The organism is Sphingopyxis sp. QXT-31 (assembly GCF_001984035.1).
Taxonomy (GTDB): Bacteria; Pseudomonadota; Alphaproteobacteria; order Sphingomonadales; family Sphingomonadaceae; genus Sphingopyxis.
In genome coordinates this window covers 824388-838378 of record NZ_CP019449.1, presented here as the reverse complement: position 1 = coordinate 838378, position 13991 = coordinate 824388, and the positions used below count along the sequence as shown (strand labels likewise).

Genomic DNA, 13991 nt, shown 5'->3' with positions numbered 1-13991 from the left:
AAAGAACGGCCCTTCGACAAGCTCAGGGCGAACGGAAGTTGGTGTATAGTCACGAAACTGCCACGCGCGCCCGCTTTGGGTCGGCACGGGCATGACGATAACGGGGACAATGTGACCTTCAACGCCGCCGCCTTGTTGCTCCTGATCGCGGGGCTCGCGCTGATCGGCTGGATCGCCGGGCGCGCGCGGTCGAACCTGCTCGCGGGTCGCGCGCAGGCCAAGCTGCATTCGCGCCCGCAATATCATGGCTGGTATGTCGCGCTGTGGCTGTTCGCCCCCGCCGCTTTGTTCCTGGCGGTGTGGAGCGCGGTATCGCCGGGGCTGATCACCAACGACGTGCTCGCGAGCGACGCGGCAAGGACCCTGCCCGCCTTCGGCTTCGAGCGCGGCGCGATCCTGTCGGATGCACGGAGCGTCGCGCAGGGCCAGCAGGCGGCGGTGCGCATCCCCGCCGCGGCGCCGCTGGTCGCGCCCTACGCCGATGCGACGCACCGCTATGCGTGGATCGGCATCGGCGCGATGCTGGCGCTGGCGCTCGCGGGCGGGCTTTACGCCTTCACGCGGATCAAGCCCGAATTCCGCGCCCGCACGCGGGTCGAGAAGATCGTGATGCTGGTGCTGCTGCTCGCGTCGCTGGTCGCGATCCTGACGACCTTCGGCATCGTGCTGTCCTTGCTCTTCGAATCGATCCGCTTCTTCCGCCTCGTCTCGCCGGCCGAGCTGCTGTTCGGGACGAACTGGGCGCCGACCAGCGGCGCGCCGCAGGACGACACCTTCGGCGGCATCCCGCTCTTCTGGGGCACGATCCTGATCGGCGCGATCATCGCGATGATCGTCGCCATTCCCATCGGGATGATGACCGCGGTCTACCTCACCCAATATGCCGCGCCGCGCGTGCGCCGCTGGGTCAAGCCGTTGCTCGAGATCCTCGCGGGGGTGCCGACGGTGGTCTATGGCTATTTCGCGGCGCTGACCGTCGCGCCGGCGCTGCGCGAGTTCGCGGTGATGCTGGGCATTCCCAACGCCTCGACCGAAAGCGCGCTCGCCGCGGGCATCGTAATGGGCGTGATGATCATCCCCTTCGTCTCGTCGATGGCCGACGACAGCATCAACGCGGTGCCGCAGGCGATGCGCGACGGCAGCCTTGCGCTGGGCGCGACGCCGAACGAGACGATCCGCCAGGTGCTGATCCCCGCCGCGCTGCCCGGCGTGATGGGCGGCATATTGCTCGCGGTCAGCCGCGCGATCGGCGAGACGATGATCGTCGTGATGGCCGCGGGCCTCTCCGCCAACATGACCGCCAACCCCTTTGCCAGCGTCACCACGGTGACCGCGCAGATCGTCAAGCTGCTCACCGGCGACCAGGAATTCGACAGCGCCAAGACGCTCGCCGCCTTCGCGCTCGGCCTCGTGCTGTTCGTCGTGACCTTGCTGCTCAACATCGTCGCGCTGCGCATCGTCAAAAAGTATCGCGAAGCTTATGACTGACCGGACATCCCCCACCGACTGGAAGGGCGGCGCGATGCAGGCCCGCATCGCGAAGCGCTACGCCGCCGAGCGCCGCTTCAAGCTGCTCGGGCTGCTCGCGGTGCTCGCCTCGGGCGCGTTCCTGGCGTTCCTGCTGTTCGTGATGGTCGGCAACGGCCTGCGCGGTTTCACCTACACCAATGTCGCGGTTCCGATCGATTTCAAGGCGATGCCGCTGACCGTAGATACCGCGCGGCTGGGCGATGCCGACGCCGACCAGGTGATCGCGGGCGCGGGCCTCGCCGACATCGTCGCCTTTTCCGCCGACGAGGCGCTGGGCGACGGCGGCTCGGCGATGATCTCGGAAAATGCCTGGAAAGAGGTGAGGACCGCGATCAAGGCCGATCCCGAATTGCTGCAGACCTCGACCGTCTTCCACCTGCCGACCTCGTCCGAGGTCGATATCGCCGCCAAGGAAGGCGCGAAGGGCGCGATGGGGGCGAAGGTCGATGCGCTGGAACGCGACGGCAAGCTCTCGACCGGCATCCACTGGCCCTTCTTCCGCAACGCCGACGCCACCGATCCCGCCGCCGCGGGAATCTGGGGGGCGCTCAAGGGATCGGTGCTGACGATCCTGATCGCCTTCCTGATCGCCTTCCCGACCGGGGTGCTCGCGGCGCTGTATCTCGAGGAATATGCGCCGAAGAACCGCTGGACCGACCTGATCGAGGTGTCGATCAACAACCTCGCGGCGGTGCCCTCGATCATCTTCGGCCTGCTCGCGCTCGCGGTGTTCATCAACTGGTTCGGCATCTGCCAGGCGAGCGCGTTGGTGGGCGGGTTGACCCTGGCGCTAATGACGATGCCGGTAATCGTCATCGCCAGCCGCAACGCGATCAAGGCGGTGCCGCCCTCGATCCGCGACGCCGCACTGGGCGTCGGCGCCAGCCCGGTGCAGGTAGTGTTCCACCACGTCCTGCCGCTCGCCCTCCCCGGCATATTGACCGGCACGATCATCGGCATGGCGCGCGCGCTGGGCGAGACCGCGCCGCTGCTGCTGATCGGCATGCGCGCCTTCATCGGCGACGTGCCGGGCGGCGTCTGCTCGCCCGCGACGGTGCTGCCGATGCAGATCTTCCTCTGGTCCGACGAGGTCGACCGCGGCTTCGTCGAAAAGACCTCCGCCGCGATCATCGTGCTGCTCATCGTGCTATTGTCGATGAACGCGCTCGCCATCTACCTCCGCAACAAGTTCGAAAAACGCTGGTGAACATGACCCAAGAAGATCTCACTATCGCCGACCCCAAGATGACGGCGCACAACGTCAACGTCTTCTATGGCGAGAAGCAGGCGATCAACGATGTGTCGATCGACGTCGGCACCGAGCTGGTCACCGCCTTTATCGGCCCCTCGGGCTGCGGCAAGTCGACCTTTCTGCGCTCGCTGAACCGGATGAACGACACCGTCGCGGGCGCGAAGGTGACGGGCAAGATTTCGCTCGACGGCGAGGACATCTATGCGCCGTCGATGGACGTGGTGCAGCTGCGCGCACGCGTCGGCATGGTGTTCCAGAAACCGAACCCGTTCCCCAAGTCGATCTACGACAATGTCGCCTATGGTCCGCGCATCCACGGCCTGGCGCCGAACAAGAACGACCTCGACGGCATCGTCGAAAAGGCGCTGCACCGCGCGGGCCTGTGGGACGAGGTCAAGGACCGGCTGCAGGAAAGCGGCACCGCGCTGTCGGGCGGCCAGCAGCAGCGGCTGTGCATCGCCCGGGCGATCGCGGTCGACCCCGAAGTCATCCTGATGGACGAGCCCTGCTCGGCGCTCGATCCGATCGCGACCGCGAAGATCGAGGAACTGATCCACGAGCTCCGCGGCAAATTCGCGATCGTGATCGTCACCCACAATATGCAGCAGGCGGCCCGCGTGTCGCAGCGCACCGCTTTCTTCCACCTCGGGACTTTGGTCGAGTACGGCAAGACCACCGACATCTTCACCAACCCGAAGCAGGAACGCACCAAGGATTATATCACCGGCCGCTACGGTTAAGCCCCGGCCGAACAAGGACTGAACGATGGCAATTGTGAATGATCATACGGTCAAGGCCTTCGACGAGGACCTCAACCGCCTACGCGGCCTGATCAGCGAGATGGGCGGCCGCGCGGAACAGGCGCTGCTCCAGGCGATGACCGCGCTCAACAAGGGCGACCAGGAACTCGCCGCGCAGGTCGTGCGCGACGACAAGAAGATCGACGCGCTCGAAAGCGAGGTCGAGCAGCTCGCGGTCCAGACGATCGCGCTCCGCGCCCCGATGGCCGACGACCTGCGCGAGATGATCGCGGCGCTCAAGATCGTCTCGGTCGTCGAGCGCATCGGCGACTATGCCAAGAATATCGCCAAGCGCGTCGCGCTGATGGACCAGACGCGCTCGATCGAGGCGATCCCGCTGCTGATGTCGATGTCGAACATCGTCGCCGAGCTGATCCACGACGCGCTCGACAGCTTCGCGGCGCGCGACGCCGACCTCGCGGTGCGGGTGACGGTGCGCGACAAGAATGTCGACGATTTCTACAACAGCATCTTCCGCACGCTCGTCACCTTCATGATGGAAAATCCGAAATATATCTCGGAAAGCGCGCATCTGCTGTTCGTCGCCAAGAACCTCGAGCGCATGGGCGACCATGCGACCAACATCGCCGAGATGGTCTATTATGTCGTGACCGGCGAACGGATGGAGGAACGCGAGCGCGGCGAACAGCCGGAAGATGGCGCCGCGGAGCAGGAGCAAGGCTGATGCCGCAGCCCGACCTGCTGCTGATCGAGGATGACGAGGCGATCGCCGAGCTCATCGTCTGGCATTTCGCGCGCGAAGGCTTTTCGGTCCGTCAGACCCCCGACGGCGAACAGGCACTTGTCCTCGTCGAGGAACGCGTCCCCGACATCGTTCTCCTGGACTGGATGATCGAAAGCCTGCCGGGCATCGAGGTCTGCCGGCGGCTGCGCCGCAACCCCAAGTCGGCGAACGTCCCGATCATCATGCTGACCGCGCGCGGCGAGGAAGAGGACCGCATCCGCGGGCTCGAGACCGGCGCCGACGATTATGTCACCAAGCCGTTCAGCCCGCGCGAGCTGGTCGCGCGCGTGTCGGCGGTGCTCCGCCGCCTGCGCCCCGCGCTCGCCGGCGAATTGCTCGCCTATGCCGATATCGAGCTCGACTCGGTCGCGCACAAGGTGGTGCGCGGCGGCCAGATCGTGAACATGGGCCCGACCGAATTCCGCCTGCTGCGCCATTTCATGGAGCATCCCGGCCGCGTCTTCTCGCGCGGGCAATTGCTCGACAGCGTGTGGGGCCAGGACAGCGATATTGAGCTGCGCACCGTCGATGTCCATATCCGGCGGCTGCGCAAGGCGATCAACCTGCCGGGGACCGCGGACATCATCCGCACGGTCCGCTCGGCGGGGTATGCGCTGGATGCGGGCAAGGGTTGAGCGTTCGTCAGCGATTGCCGGTGTCCCATAATCCTCCCTGTCGCGAAGCGATGGGGAGGGGAACCATGCGAAGCATGGTGGAGGGGCGACGGGTCTAGACCGGCGCTGAAGCACCCCGCCCCTCCACCACCCTTCGGGCGGTCCCCCTCCCCACGACTTCGCCGCAGGGAGGATGAATCCCATCAAAAATCGATCTGCGTCCGCAGCCCGAAGGTGTCCGCGGAATAATCGCGGTCGCCCCCCGCCGCGGCGATGCGGGCGTCGTTGATGCGCAGGCGGCCGTAGCTGGCGGTCAGGCGGATATATTCGATGGGCGCCCAGACCAGCGACAGCAGCGCCGCACGCTGGCGCCCGCCGACTATACCGGCATCGTTGAGGTCGAGATGGTCGTAGCGCGCATTGACCTCGATCGCGCCGATGCCGCCCTCGGTGATCGGGTTCGACGGCTTCAGCCGGTCGAAGACGCCGTCCTTGTAGCTGCGCTTGTCGCCCTTGGTCAGTACCATGCCGACCTCGGCATAGCCGCCAAAATAGGTGGGGTCCGCCGCGCCGTCGCGCTTCGCGGTCTGCCAATAGCCCTCGCCCGCCGCGTGGAACGGCCCCGCGAGCACCGCGGCCTCCAGCCCCATACCGCGCTCGCCGCTGACGTCGATCTCGCCAGTGTCGACGAGGCGCACGTCGGTGGTGTGCACGAACGGCCGCGCACGATAGCGCACCGTGCCCGCCGGATTGTTGAGATCGCGCAAGTGGATCGACCCGCCGAGGTGCAGCTGGGTGTCGCCCAGCTTGGGCATGAACACCGCGCGCGCGTCGACGCCGATGCTGTGGTTGCTGTCGTTGAGGTCGGCGGCATTGTCGCCGAACACCCCGCCCTGCAGCAGCACCGCCTTGCCCTTATATTGCGCCGACAGCCCGACGCGGCGCTCGAACCCGAAGGCCGAGGTAAAGGCCGAACGCTCCAGATGGCTGAGGAACAGGTCGCTCGTCATGTCCTCGAGCCCCCAGAAGGGCTTGATCTGGCCGACCGTCACCGACAGCGGCCCGGGGCCATAGGTGAAATAGACATCGGTCAACTCGACCGAGCTGTTCGCGATATCCGCCTCGACGCGGTAGGAAAAGCCGCCCGGGATCTTGCCATCGACTCCCAGATAGACGCGGCGGAACTCGGTCGCGGTGCCGCCGCGATTGCCGAGCACGCCATCGGGCGCGTCGATCCCCGCGACGTCGAGCTGGATGCGCCCGCGCGGCTTGAAGCTCGAGCCGTCGGCGGTCTTGATCTCGGGGGCGCCCTTCCAGCCAATTTCGGTCGCGGGTTTGGCGGTCACCGGCGGCGCGCTCGGCGCTGGGGTGGGCGTCGCGACGGGCGTCGGGGCCGGCTGCGCAATCGCAGCGTCGAGGCGCGTCTCGAGCGTCTGGACCTGTGCCTTGAGCGCCGCCAGCTCGGCGCGTAGCGCCGCAGCCTCTTCGGCGGTCATCGCCTGAGCGTGGGCGGTGGCGGGCATCGTCAGCATCGACGATGCGAGGCAGGCGGCAATCAGGGTGGGACGCATTTACAAGGCTCCGGCTGGTGCGGTGGCGGGTCTGGGCGCGCTGCTATGACGCATAGATGACAATTCCGCGACTCCATCGTGACAATTATGTTGCACCGTACGCTTCGTCGCAGTCGCCGCTTGCCTCGCCGCAATCTGGGGCTAAGGACAGGCCAGTTTTTTCGGGCAATTTTTCAGGGAATCGCCCTTCCGGGAGACCATCATGACGATCAAATTTGACGGACGCGTTGCCATCGTTACCGGCGCCGGCGGCGGCCTGGGCCGCGCCTATGCGCTCGAACTGGCGCGGCGCGGCGCGAAGGTCGTGGTCAACGACCTTGGCGGCGCGCGCGACGGCACCGGCCATTCGGACTCGGCGCTGCAGGTGGTCGAGGAGATCGAGGCCTTCGGCGGCACCGCGATGTCGAACGGCGGCAGCGTCACCGAATATGAGCAGATGGTCGAAATGGTCGCCAAGGCCAAGGAAGCATGGGGCGGCGTCCATATCGTCATCAACAACGCCGGCATCCTGCGCGACAAGAGCTTCGCCAAAATGGAGCCGGCCGATTTCGACCTGGTGCTGAAGGTCCACGTCAGCGGCAGCGCCAATGTCACCAAGGCGGTGTGGGACACGATGCGCGAGCAGGCCTATGGCCGTCTGCTGATGACGGCCTCGTCGACCGGGCTCTACGGCAATTTCGGCCAGGCCAATTATGGCGCGGCGAAGCTGGGCCTCGCGGGGCTGACCAAGACGCTCCACCTCGAAGGCGCGAAATACAATATCCGCTGCAACACCATCGCGCCGGTCGCGGGCACGCGGATGACCGAGGACATCTTCCCCGCCGAACTGTTCGAGAAGTTCACGCCCGAGAATGTCGTCCCGGCGGCGCTCTACCTCGTCAGCGAGGATGCGCCGACCAACATGATCGTCGGCGCGGGCGCGGGCGCCTTCCATGCCGCTTATGTGACGATGACCCCCGGCGTCGCGCTGCCCGAGGACGAGCGCACCCCCGAGGGCGTCGCCGCCGCGTGGGAGAAGATCATCGACCGCAATGGCGAGACCGTCCCGCAGTCGGGCAGCGAACAGTCGATGGCGGTGATGCGCGCCTTGCAGGCGCTGGGCTGAGGCTGATAGACGTTTCCCGCGTCGGCGACGCCCCGGTCCGGGGCGGCCGATCGCGGGAGCGCCTATGACCGACATGACCCTGGGCGAAGGCATCGCCCTGCTCCAGCGGCGCGGCGCGCTGGTCAAGGGCCTGCTGGTCGCGGGGATCGTCTCTTCCGCGATGGTGTTCATCGGCGAGGTGGCCGAATTCCGCGGACTGGTGTCGCTCGCCGAGGAGGCGCCGGTGGAAGGCCTAAACGCCCTCTATGTCGGCATATTGATGACGGACCTCGTCCTGGCCTTCGTCACCTACGTCATCTTCTGTATGTGGATTTACCGCGCCGCCGCCAATATCAAGGCCGCGCGCACGCCGCGCTTCGCCTTCACACCCGCCTGGGCGGTCGGATGGCATTTCGTCCCGATCGCAAATTTGTTCAAACCCTATCGGGCGATGCGCCAGATCTGGAACGCCAGCCTGTATGGCGACGCCGAACGCTCGTCTGGCAGCGAGGGGCTGCTGATCGGCTGGTGGGGCGCCTGGTGCTTTTCGCTCGTCGTCGGCGTCGTCATGACCAGGGCATCGATCGACGCTGCCTCGCCCGCCGAAGAGCGCGAAGCGCTGATCCTCGGACTCGTCTACTCGGCGACCAACCTGATCGTCTATCCGCTCGCCCTGTGCCTTGTCGATCGCATCACCAAAGCCCAGCGCGACCGCCTTACCGCTGCGCAAATCTTCACCTGATTTATCGTATTGCATCACTAACACAGTTATGCCATAAACGTCGCGGGGCAAGGGGATCGGACAGAAGGACGACCCCAAATGTACAGCGAAAGCGACCTGCAAGCCGCGGTCGACGCAAAGGTCATGACGCCGGAGGCCGTAGCGGCTTTCCGCGCGCATATCGCGTCGGTGCGCGCCGCCCCCGGGGCGGACGAGGAATCATTCCGCCTCATCACCGGTTTCAACGACATCTTCGTCAGCATCGCCGCGGTGATCCTGCTCGTCGCGGTTGCGTGGATCGGCCAGTCGATCCACACCGCGCTCGCGGGCATCTTCGTCGCCGGCTCGGCCTGGTTCCTGGCCGAGTATTTCACCCGCAAACGCCGCATGGCGCTGCCCAGCATCGTGCTCGTCCTCGCCTTCGCGGGCGGCGTCTTTGCCTCGATGGTCGGCTTCCTGGTCGAACATGGCGAGGCGATCTTCGGCAACCGTCCCGACGAGACCGTCGGCGCGATCGTCGTCGGCGCGATCGCGCTGATCACCGCGAGTGCGACCTGGTTCCACTGGCGCCGCTTCATGGTGCCGATCACCGTCGCCGCCGGCACCGCCGCGCTCGCCGCGACCGCGGTCGCGCTGGTGCTGTCGATCACCGGCGTTCCGCAGGATGGCGAAACGCTGGTGATGTCGCTGGTGCTCGTCGCCGGGCTCGGCGTCTTCGCGCTCGCGATGTGGTGGGACCGCAGCGACCGCGTGCGCCAGACGCGCCGCAGCGACGTCGCCTTCTGGCTCCACCTGCTCGCCGCGCCGATGATCGCGCATCCGATCTTCCACCTGCTCGGCGTCACCGACGGCGGCAATATCGGCAGCGGCGCCGCGGTGCTGGTGGTCGGCGTCTATATCCTGTTCGGGATCATTGCGCTGGCGATCGACCGCCGTGCGCTGCTCGTCTCCGCCCTCGCCTATGTGCTGTTCGCGCTGACCGAGCTGTTCCGCACATTCGGCGCGGTCGAGCTCAACGTCGCGCTGACCGCCTTCGTGATCGGCTCGGCGCTGCTCCTGCTCTCGGCCTTCTGGCAGAATGCGCGCAGCGTGGTGGTGGGTTTCCTGCCCGCGAACCTCGCGAACCAGCTGCCCGCAACGATCGCGCCTAGTCCGATACCAGCTTCATAAGCTTGCGTTCGACGGGGGCGAGTATGTTCGCGAGCTCGTCCCCGCGTTTCAGGACCGCCCCGGCTTCGGAGACAAGGGCCCACATGCCCTGCCGGCTCCGTAGTGCGGGGCGTTTCTCTATGCGATATTCGGGGCGCTCGGCGGCGCGGCGGAAGGCCGAGAAGATCGCCGCATCGCGGTGGAAGTCCATCGCATAGTCGCGCCAATGCCCCGCCGCGACCATCCGGCCATAGAGATCGAGGATGCGCAGGAGTTCGGTGCGCTCGAAACCGGTCTGCTGCGGCGCCGTGCGACCGGCGAGCGGCAGGGGCGTCACCGTTCCCATCAGGCGCGGCTACGCCCCTTGCGCGGTGCGGGTTCGGCGACGACGATAGCGGCGTCGCGCTCGGCGACGAGCGCGACGAGCTGCTTCTGGAGCTGCTCGAGCTGGCATTGCAGCAGCTCGACCTTCTGCGTCGCGGGGTCGAAGGTCTCGTTGCAGGTGCCGTAAGGGATGAACTCGCGCGCATATTCGCTGGCGTCGACCAAGGTCGAGCGGGCGGGGATGCCGACCATCACCGCACCCTCGGGCACGTCCTTGGTCACCACCGCATTGGCGCCGATCCGCGCGCGCGGGCTGACCGTGACCGGGCCCAGGATCTGCGCCCCCGAGCCGACGATCACGTCGTTCGCCAGCGTCGGGTGGCGCTTGCCGCCGATGCCGTTGGCGGGGTCGGTACCGCCCAAGGTCACGCCCTGGTAGATCGAGACATTGTCGCCGATCTCGGCGGTCTCGCCGATCACCACGCCGAAACCATGGTCGATGAACAGGTGCCGCCCGATCTTCGCGCCTGGGTGGATGTCGATCGCGGTCAGGAAGCGCGCGAAATGATTGACGAAGCGTGCGAGGAAAAACAGGTCGGCCTCGAACAGCCAGTGCGCGACGCGGTGCATGCCGACCGCGAGCAGGCCCGGATAGAGCATGATTTCCCAGCGCGAGCGCGGCGCGGGGTCGCGCGCCTTGATCGAATCGAGATAGGCGACCAGCCCGTTGAACATCAAACGTCCCCTGCGACCCTATTATGTACCGCAGTAAATAGATGTTTGGCGGCAGCATTTCCAGCCCCGGCTTATTTTATTCGTCAGCGCCCGATCAGCCCGACGCGAAAGAGCAACGCTCCCTCGCTTCGCCAGCGCCGCTCGCCGTCGCGTTTCGCGATCGCTGCCGCCCAGCGATCGAGCATCAGCAGCGCGCGGTCGCCCGCGAAGGCACCGCGCGCCGCGAGCGGCGTCCGCGCCGCCGCGAACAGCGCGCGGGCCGTCGCGGCCTCCTCCTGCTGCACTGCGCCCCACAGCAGCCCCCAGCGCCGCCCGCGCGGATCGTCGCCGCCCTGCGCCGACGACAAGGCGAACAGCCTCGCGCCGAACCGCTCGGCGGCATCGCGGCGGCCGTGCTCGTCCTCGGCGAGCAGCATCGCCTCGGCAGCGTCGATCAGAGCGTCGAGCCCCGCCTGCCCGCCCCAGGTCGCGGCGAGTTCGGCGAGCAGGGGCTCGCCCTTGGGCAGCGCGCCCGGATCGTTCGCCAGCATCGTCATCATGTCGCGCCACCAGGCGAGCTTGATCTGTCCGATCATGGGCTCGCGCGCCTCGGCGAGCAGCCGCGTCAGCCGCGCCGCGAGCGCCCACAGGCTCGCCGCCGCGGGGCGCCACGGACGCGCCACCGCGACCATCACGCGCGGGTCGCGGAGGTCGGGGTAGAGCGCAGCGTCGGCGCTGTCGGAGGCTTCGGTCGTCATCGCGCGCACCGCTACCACCGCGTGCGCGGCGACCCAAGCGCTTCCTCGCCCGCTTCGGACCGTCCCGCCGCGGGACAGGCGGATCGGAAGAATCCCGCCTTATCAGGAGATTCGGCGCGCAATTAACCATCTGCCTTAGCCCCGCTGTTACGACGGCTGCCCTAGTCCGGCTCCGATCGGAATGCGGCAGGGGTGCCGCGCGACAGGGGGATACAGGGACCGTCATGGCGTCATGGCCTGACTTTTGGCGCGGCCTCGCGCGCGACCGGCGCGGCAACACACTGATGCTCGTCGCGGGCATGATGCTGCCGCTCGTCGCCTTCGTCGGATCGGGGATCGACGTCAGCCGCGGCTATATGGCGAAGACACGGCTGCAGGCGGCGTGCGACGCCGGCGTGCTGGCGGCGCGCAAGGTGTCGGGCACCGGCCTGACCGACGACGGGCGGAAGGTCGGCGACGAATATTTCAACGCCAATTTCGGCCAGAGCAGCTTCGGCAGCCGCGACGTCGACTTCACCCTGTCGCAGAACGGCTCCGAGATCATCGGCTCCGCATCGGCCAAGCTCGACACCGCGGTAATGCGCGTGTTCGGTCAGCATGTCATGGCGCTGGGCGCCAATTGCCGCGCGATGCAGGAAATCACCAACACCGACGTGATGTTCGTGCTCGACACGACGGGGTCGATGAAGGACGTCAATCCGGGCGACAGCGTCTCGCGCTTCGACGCGATGAAGGAGGCGGTGACCCGCTTCCACGGCGAGCTCGAGGCGGTGAAGCCCAATGGCGCGGTCATCCGTTACGGCTTCATGCCCTATACCTCGACGGTCAATGTCGGCTATTCGCTCGACCAGGACTGGATGGTCGACAAGGCGACCTATCAGTCGCGGCGGATCGACAAGCACGTCTCGCTCGACGGCAAGACCCAATATGTCCGCAATGACGTCAAAAACGGCGGCAGCCGAAGCGAGCGGCTCGAATCGACCTACCCCGCGGTCTATAACGACGGCGGGGAGAGCGGCCTCTCCTACTACAGCTGCCCGACCAGGCCCGCGGGCAACGCCACAGTAAAGAAAACGCTAATCTCCAGCCGCGAAGAACTGGTGCTGACGCCGCGGCCCGGCACGCGCACGATCGAGACCTTCAACGAGGTGATCAATGGCACGACCTATCGCGCCGTCCTCAACGGCACGACCTGCGAAGTGCGCGCGACCGACAACAGCGGTTATGACCACACGTTCGAATTCGTGACCGAGCCCGTCGGGCTGACGGAGATCACCTGGGAATATGCGCCGATCACCTACGACGTGTCGAAGCTGCGCGGGTTGACCTCCGGCGGGTCGATCAAGGCGAAGATCAACAATGACGGCAGCAACCGCGAAATCCCCTGGTATGGCTGCATCGAGGAGCGCCAGACAGTCGCCGCCGAAAGCTACGACCCGCTGCCCGCCGAGGCGCTCGACCTGCAGATCGATCTCGTGCCGAATCCGAGCGATCCCGCGACGCAGTGGAGACCGTCGCTCCCCGGGCTCGTCTTCATGCGCCCCAATGTCGATCCGGTCACCACGACCGCCAAATATGCCAATCTGGTCGACCACTGGTCGGGCCAGCGCTTCTGCCCTGCCCCCGCGCAAAAGTTGCAGCCGATGGACGGGGTGCAGCTCGAGGATTATCTCGACACACTCGTCGCGACGGGCGCGACGCACCACGACATCGGGCTGCTCTGGGGCGCGCGCTTCCTGTCGCCGACCGGCCTCTTCCGCGCCGAGAACCGCGGCGACCAGGTCCGCCACCTGATCTTCATGACCGACGGCTACATCTCGGTCGGGGTCAAGGAATATGACGCCTATGGCCATCCGTTTCTCGACCGGCGGCGGCAGGCGAACAGCGCCGAAACGCCGACCGCGGCGATGCTCAATCAGGAAGTCGAGAACCGCTTCCTCGCGCTGTGCAAGGCGACGCGCGCCCGCGGCATGACGATCTGGATCGTCGCCTTCGGTACCGAACTGACGCCGGCGCTCGCGCAATGTTCGGGCGGCGACAAGGCGTTTCAGGCCGCCAATTCGGTCGAACTGCAGGCGGCGTTCCGCAAGATCGCGGGCAAGATCTCGAAGCTGCGGCTCACCAAATGATGCGGCACACGCCCCTTCCCGCGCTGCGGCGCCTGTTTCGCGACCGGCGCGGCGTCGCGGCGGTCGAATTCGCCTTCATGGCGCCGCTGTTCCTGCTCGCGACGATGGGCATCTTCGACCTCGCGTGGCAATACTATATGAAGGCGACGCTGTCGGGGATCGTCGAAGAAGCGGGCCGTTCGGCGACGCTTCAGACCTATGCGAACAACCAGGACGCGCTCGATCAGGCCGTGCGCGCGCAGGCGAGCAACGTCTATCGCGGCATCAACGTGCAGATCGAGCGCCGCGCCTATGCCGGCTATGGCGATGTCCGCACGCCGGAGCGCTTCACCGACGCCGACGGCAACGGCCGGTTCGACGACGGCGAATGCTTCTTCGACAGCAACGGCAACGGCCGCTGGGACGCCGACCCGTCGATCGACGGCAACGGCCGCGCGAACCAGGTGGTCGAATTCACCGCCAGCGTCGATTTCGTCCGCATCTTCCCGCTGTGGCGGATGCTCGGCCAGCCGCAGGTTAAGCGGATCTCGGCGAGCACGCTGCTGCGCAACCAGCCGTACAGCGACGGCGAAGGCGGCGCGGAATCGATATGCTGAGCTG

14 protein-coding genes are annotated in these 13991 nt (G+C 66.7%); 10 read left to right on the top strand and 4 right to left on the bottom strand.

What is annotated here, in order from left to right; all coding sequences use genetic code 11:
- Nucleotides 1-111: 111 nt before the first annotated feature.
- The 5 genes from pstC to phoB are packed head-to-tail and all read left to right on the top strand — an operon-like array spanning nucleotide 112 to nucleotide 4962.
- On the top strand, nucleotides 112-1488 hold the full coding sequence (gene pstC / locus BWQ93_RS04180; protein WP_077029417.1) for a phosphate ABC transporter permease subunit PstC: 1377 nt from the start codon (nucleotides 112-114) through the stop codon (nucleotides 1486-1488).
- Nucleotides 1481-2737, top strand: coding sequence for a phosphate ABC transporter permease PstA (gene pstA / locus BWQ93_RS04175; protein WP_077029416.1), 1257 nt, complete (start codon nucleotides 1481-1483; stop codon nucleotides 2735-2737). Before pstC ends, pstA begins: the two co-directional genes overlap by 8 nt.
- A 2-nt stretch (nucleotides 2738-2739) precedes the next feature.
- Nucleotides 2740-3522 (top strand): phosphate ABC transporter ATP-binding protein PstB, encoded by a 783-nt coding sequence (pstB, locus tag BWQ93_RS04170; protein ID WP_077029415.1) that lies wholly within the window; start codon nucleotides 2740-2742, stop codon nucleotides 3520-3522.
- Nucleotides 3523-3547: 25 nt separating this feature from the next.
- Nucleotides 3548-4267 (top strand): phosphate signaling complex protein PhoU, encoded by a 720-nt coding sequence (phoU, locus tag BWQ93_RS04165; RefSeq protein ID WP_443029358.1) that lies wholly within the window; start codon nucleotides 3548-3550, stop codon nucleotides 4265-4267.
- On the top strand, nucleotides 4267-4962 hold the full coding sequence (gene phoB, locus BWQ93_RS04160; protein ID WP_058809318.1) for a phosphate regulon transcriptional regulator PhoB: 696 nt from the start codon (nucleotides 4267-4269) through the stop codon (nucleotides 4960-4962). Before phoU ends, phoB begins: the two co-directional genes overlap by 1 nt.
- 182 nt (nucleotides 4963-5144) lie before the next feature.
- Here phoB and BWQ93_RS04155 read toward each other — a convergent pair whose 3' ends face one another.
- Complete coding sequence (locus BWQ93_RS04155; protein WP_077029413.1) at nucleotides 5145-6512, bottom strand: OprO/OprP family phosphate-selective porin; 1368 nt, start codon at nucleotides 6510-6512, stop codon at nucleotides 5145-5147.
- A gap of 202 nt (nucleotides 6513-6714) precedes the next feature.
- Between BWQ93_RS04155 and BWQ93_RS04150 the strand changes: the two genes are divergently transcribed.
- The 3 genes from BWQ93_RS04150 (at nucleotide 6715) to BWQ93_RS04140 (ending at nucleotide 9487) form a co-directional block, all read left to right on the top strand.
- Nucleotides 6715-7617: an SDR family NAD(P)-dependent oxidoreductase gene (locus BWQ93_RS04150; RefSeq protein ID WP_077029412.1), complete on the top strand. Its 903-nt coding sequence runs from the start codon at nucleotides 6715-6717 to the stop codon at nucleotides 7615-7617.
- A gap of 64 nt (nucleotides 7618-7681) precedes the next feature.
- Entirely contained in the window at nucleotides 7682-8338 is a 657-nt protein-coding gene (locus BWQ93_RS04145) for a DUF4328 domain-containing protein (RefSeq protein ID WP_077029411.1), read from the top strand.
- A gap of 78 nt (nucleotides 8339-8416) precedes the next feature.
- A complete protein-coding gene (locus BWQ93_RS04140; RefSeq protein ID WP_077029410.1) occupies nucleotides 8417-9487 on the top strand; it encodes a hypothetical protein in 1071 nt (356 codons plus the stop codon).
- Here the strand turns inward: BWQ93_RS04140 and BWQ93_RS04135 are convergent.
- From BWQ93_RS04135 to BWQ93_RS04125, 3 genes are all read right to left on the bottom strand, one after another.
- A complete protein-coding gene (locus BWQ93_RS04135) occupies nucleotides 9465-9812 on the bottom strand; it encodes a DUF2794 domain-containing protein (protein WP_077029409.1) in 348 nt (115 codons plus the stop codon). The two genes, BWQ93_RS04140 and BWQ93_RS04135, sit on opposite strands and share 23 nt — an antisense overlap.
- Nucleotides 9812-10525 carry a serine O-acetyltransferase gene (gene cysE, locus BWQ93_RS04130; protein ID WP_077029408.1) on the bottom strand — a complete coding sequence of 238 codons (714 nt, stop codon included), beginning with the start codon at nucleotides 10523-10525 and terminating at the stop codon, nucleotides 9812-9814. The genes BWQ93_RS04135 and cysE overlap by 1 nt, the downstream gene beginning before the upstream one ends.
- Nucleotides 10526-10608: 83 nt before the next feature.
- The gene (locus BWQ93_RS04125; RefSeq protein WP_077032192.1) at nucleotides 10609-11262 is read right to left on the bottom strand and encodes a hypothetical protein; all 654 of its coding nucleotides are present in this window, start codon (nucleotides 11260-11262) and stop codon (nucleotides 10609-10611) included.
- Between the two features lie 224 nt (nucleotides 11263-11486).
- Here BWQ93_RS04125 and BWQ93_RS04120 point away from each other — a divergent pair, with 224 nt between their 5' ends.
- Nucleotides 11487-13391 carry a TadE/TadG family type IV pilus assembly protein gene (locus tag BWQ93_RS04120; RefSeq protein WP_077029407.1) on the top strand — a complete coding sequence of 635 codons (1905 nt, stop codon included), beginning with the start codon at nucleotides 11487-11489 and terminating at the stop codon, nucleotides 13389-13391.
- The gene (locus tag BWQ93_RS04115) at nucleotides 13388-13987 is read left to right on the top strand and encodes a TadE/TadG family type IV pilus assembly protein (RefSeq protein ID WP_077029406.1); all 600 of its coding nucleotides are present in this window, start codon (nucleotides 13388-13390) and stop codon (nucleotides 13985-13987) included. Before BWQ93_RS04120 ends, BWQ93_RS04115 begins: the two co-directional genes overlap by 4 nt.
- Nucleotides 13988-13991: the final 4 nt, after the last annotated feature.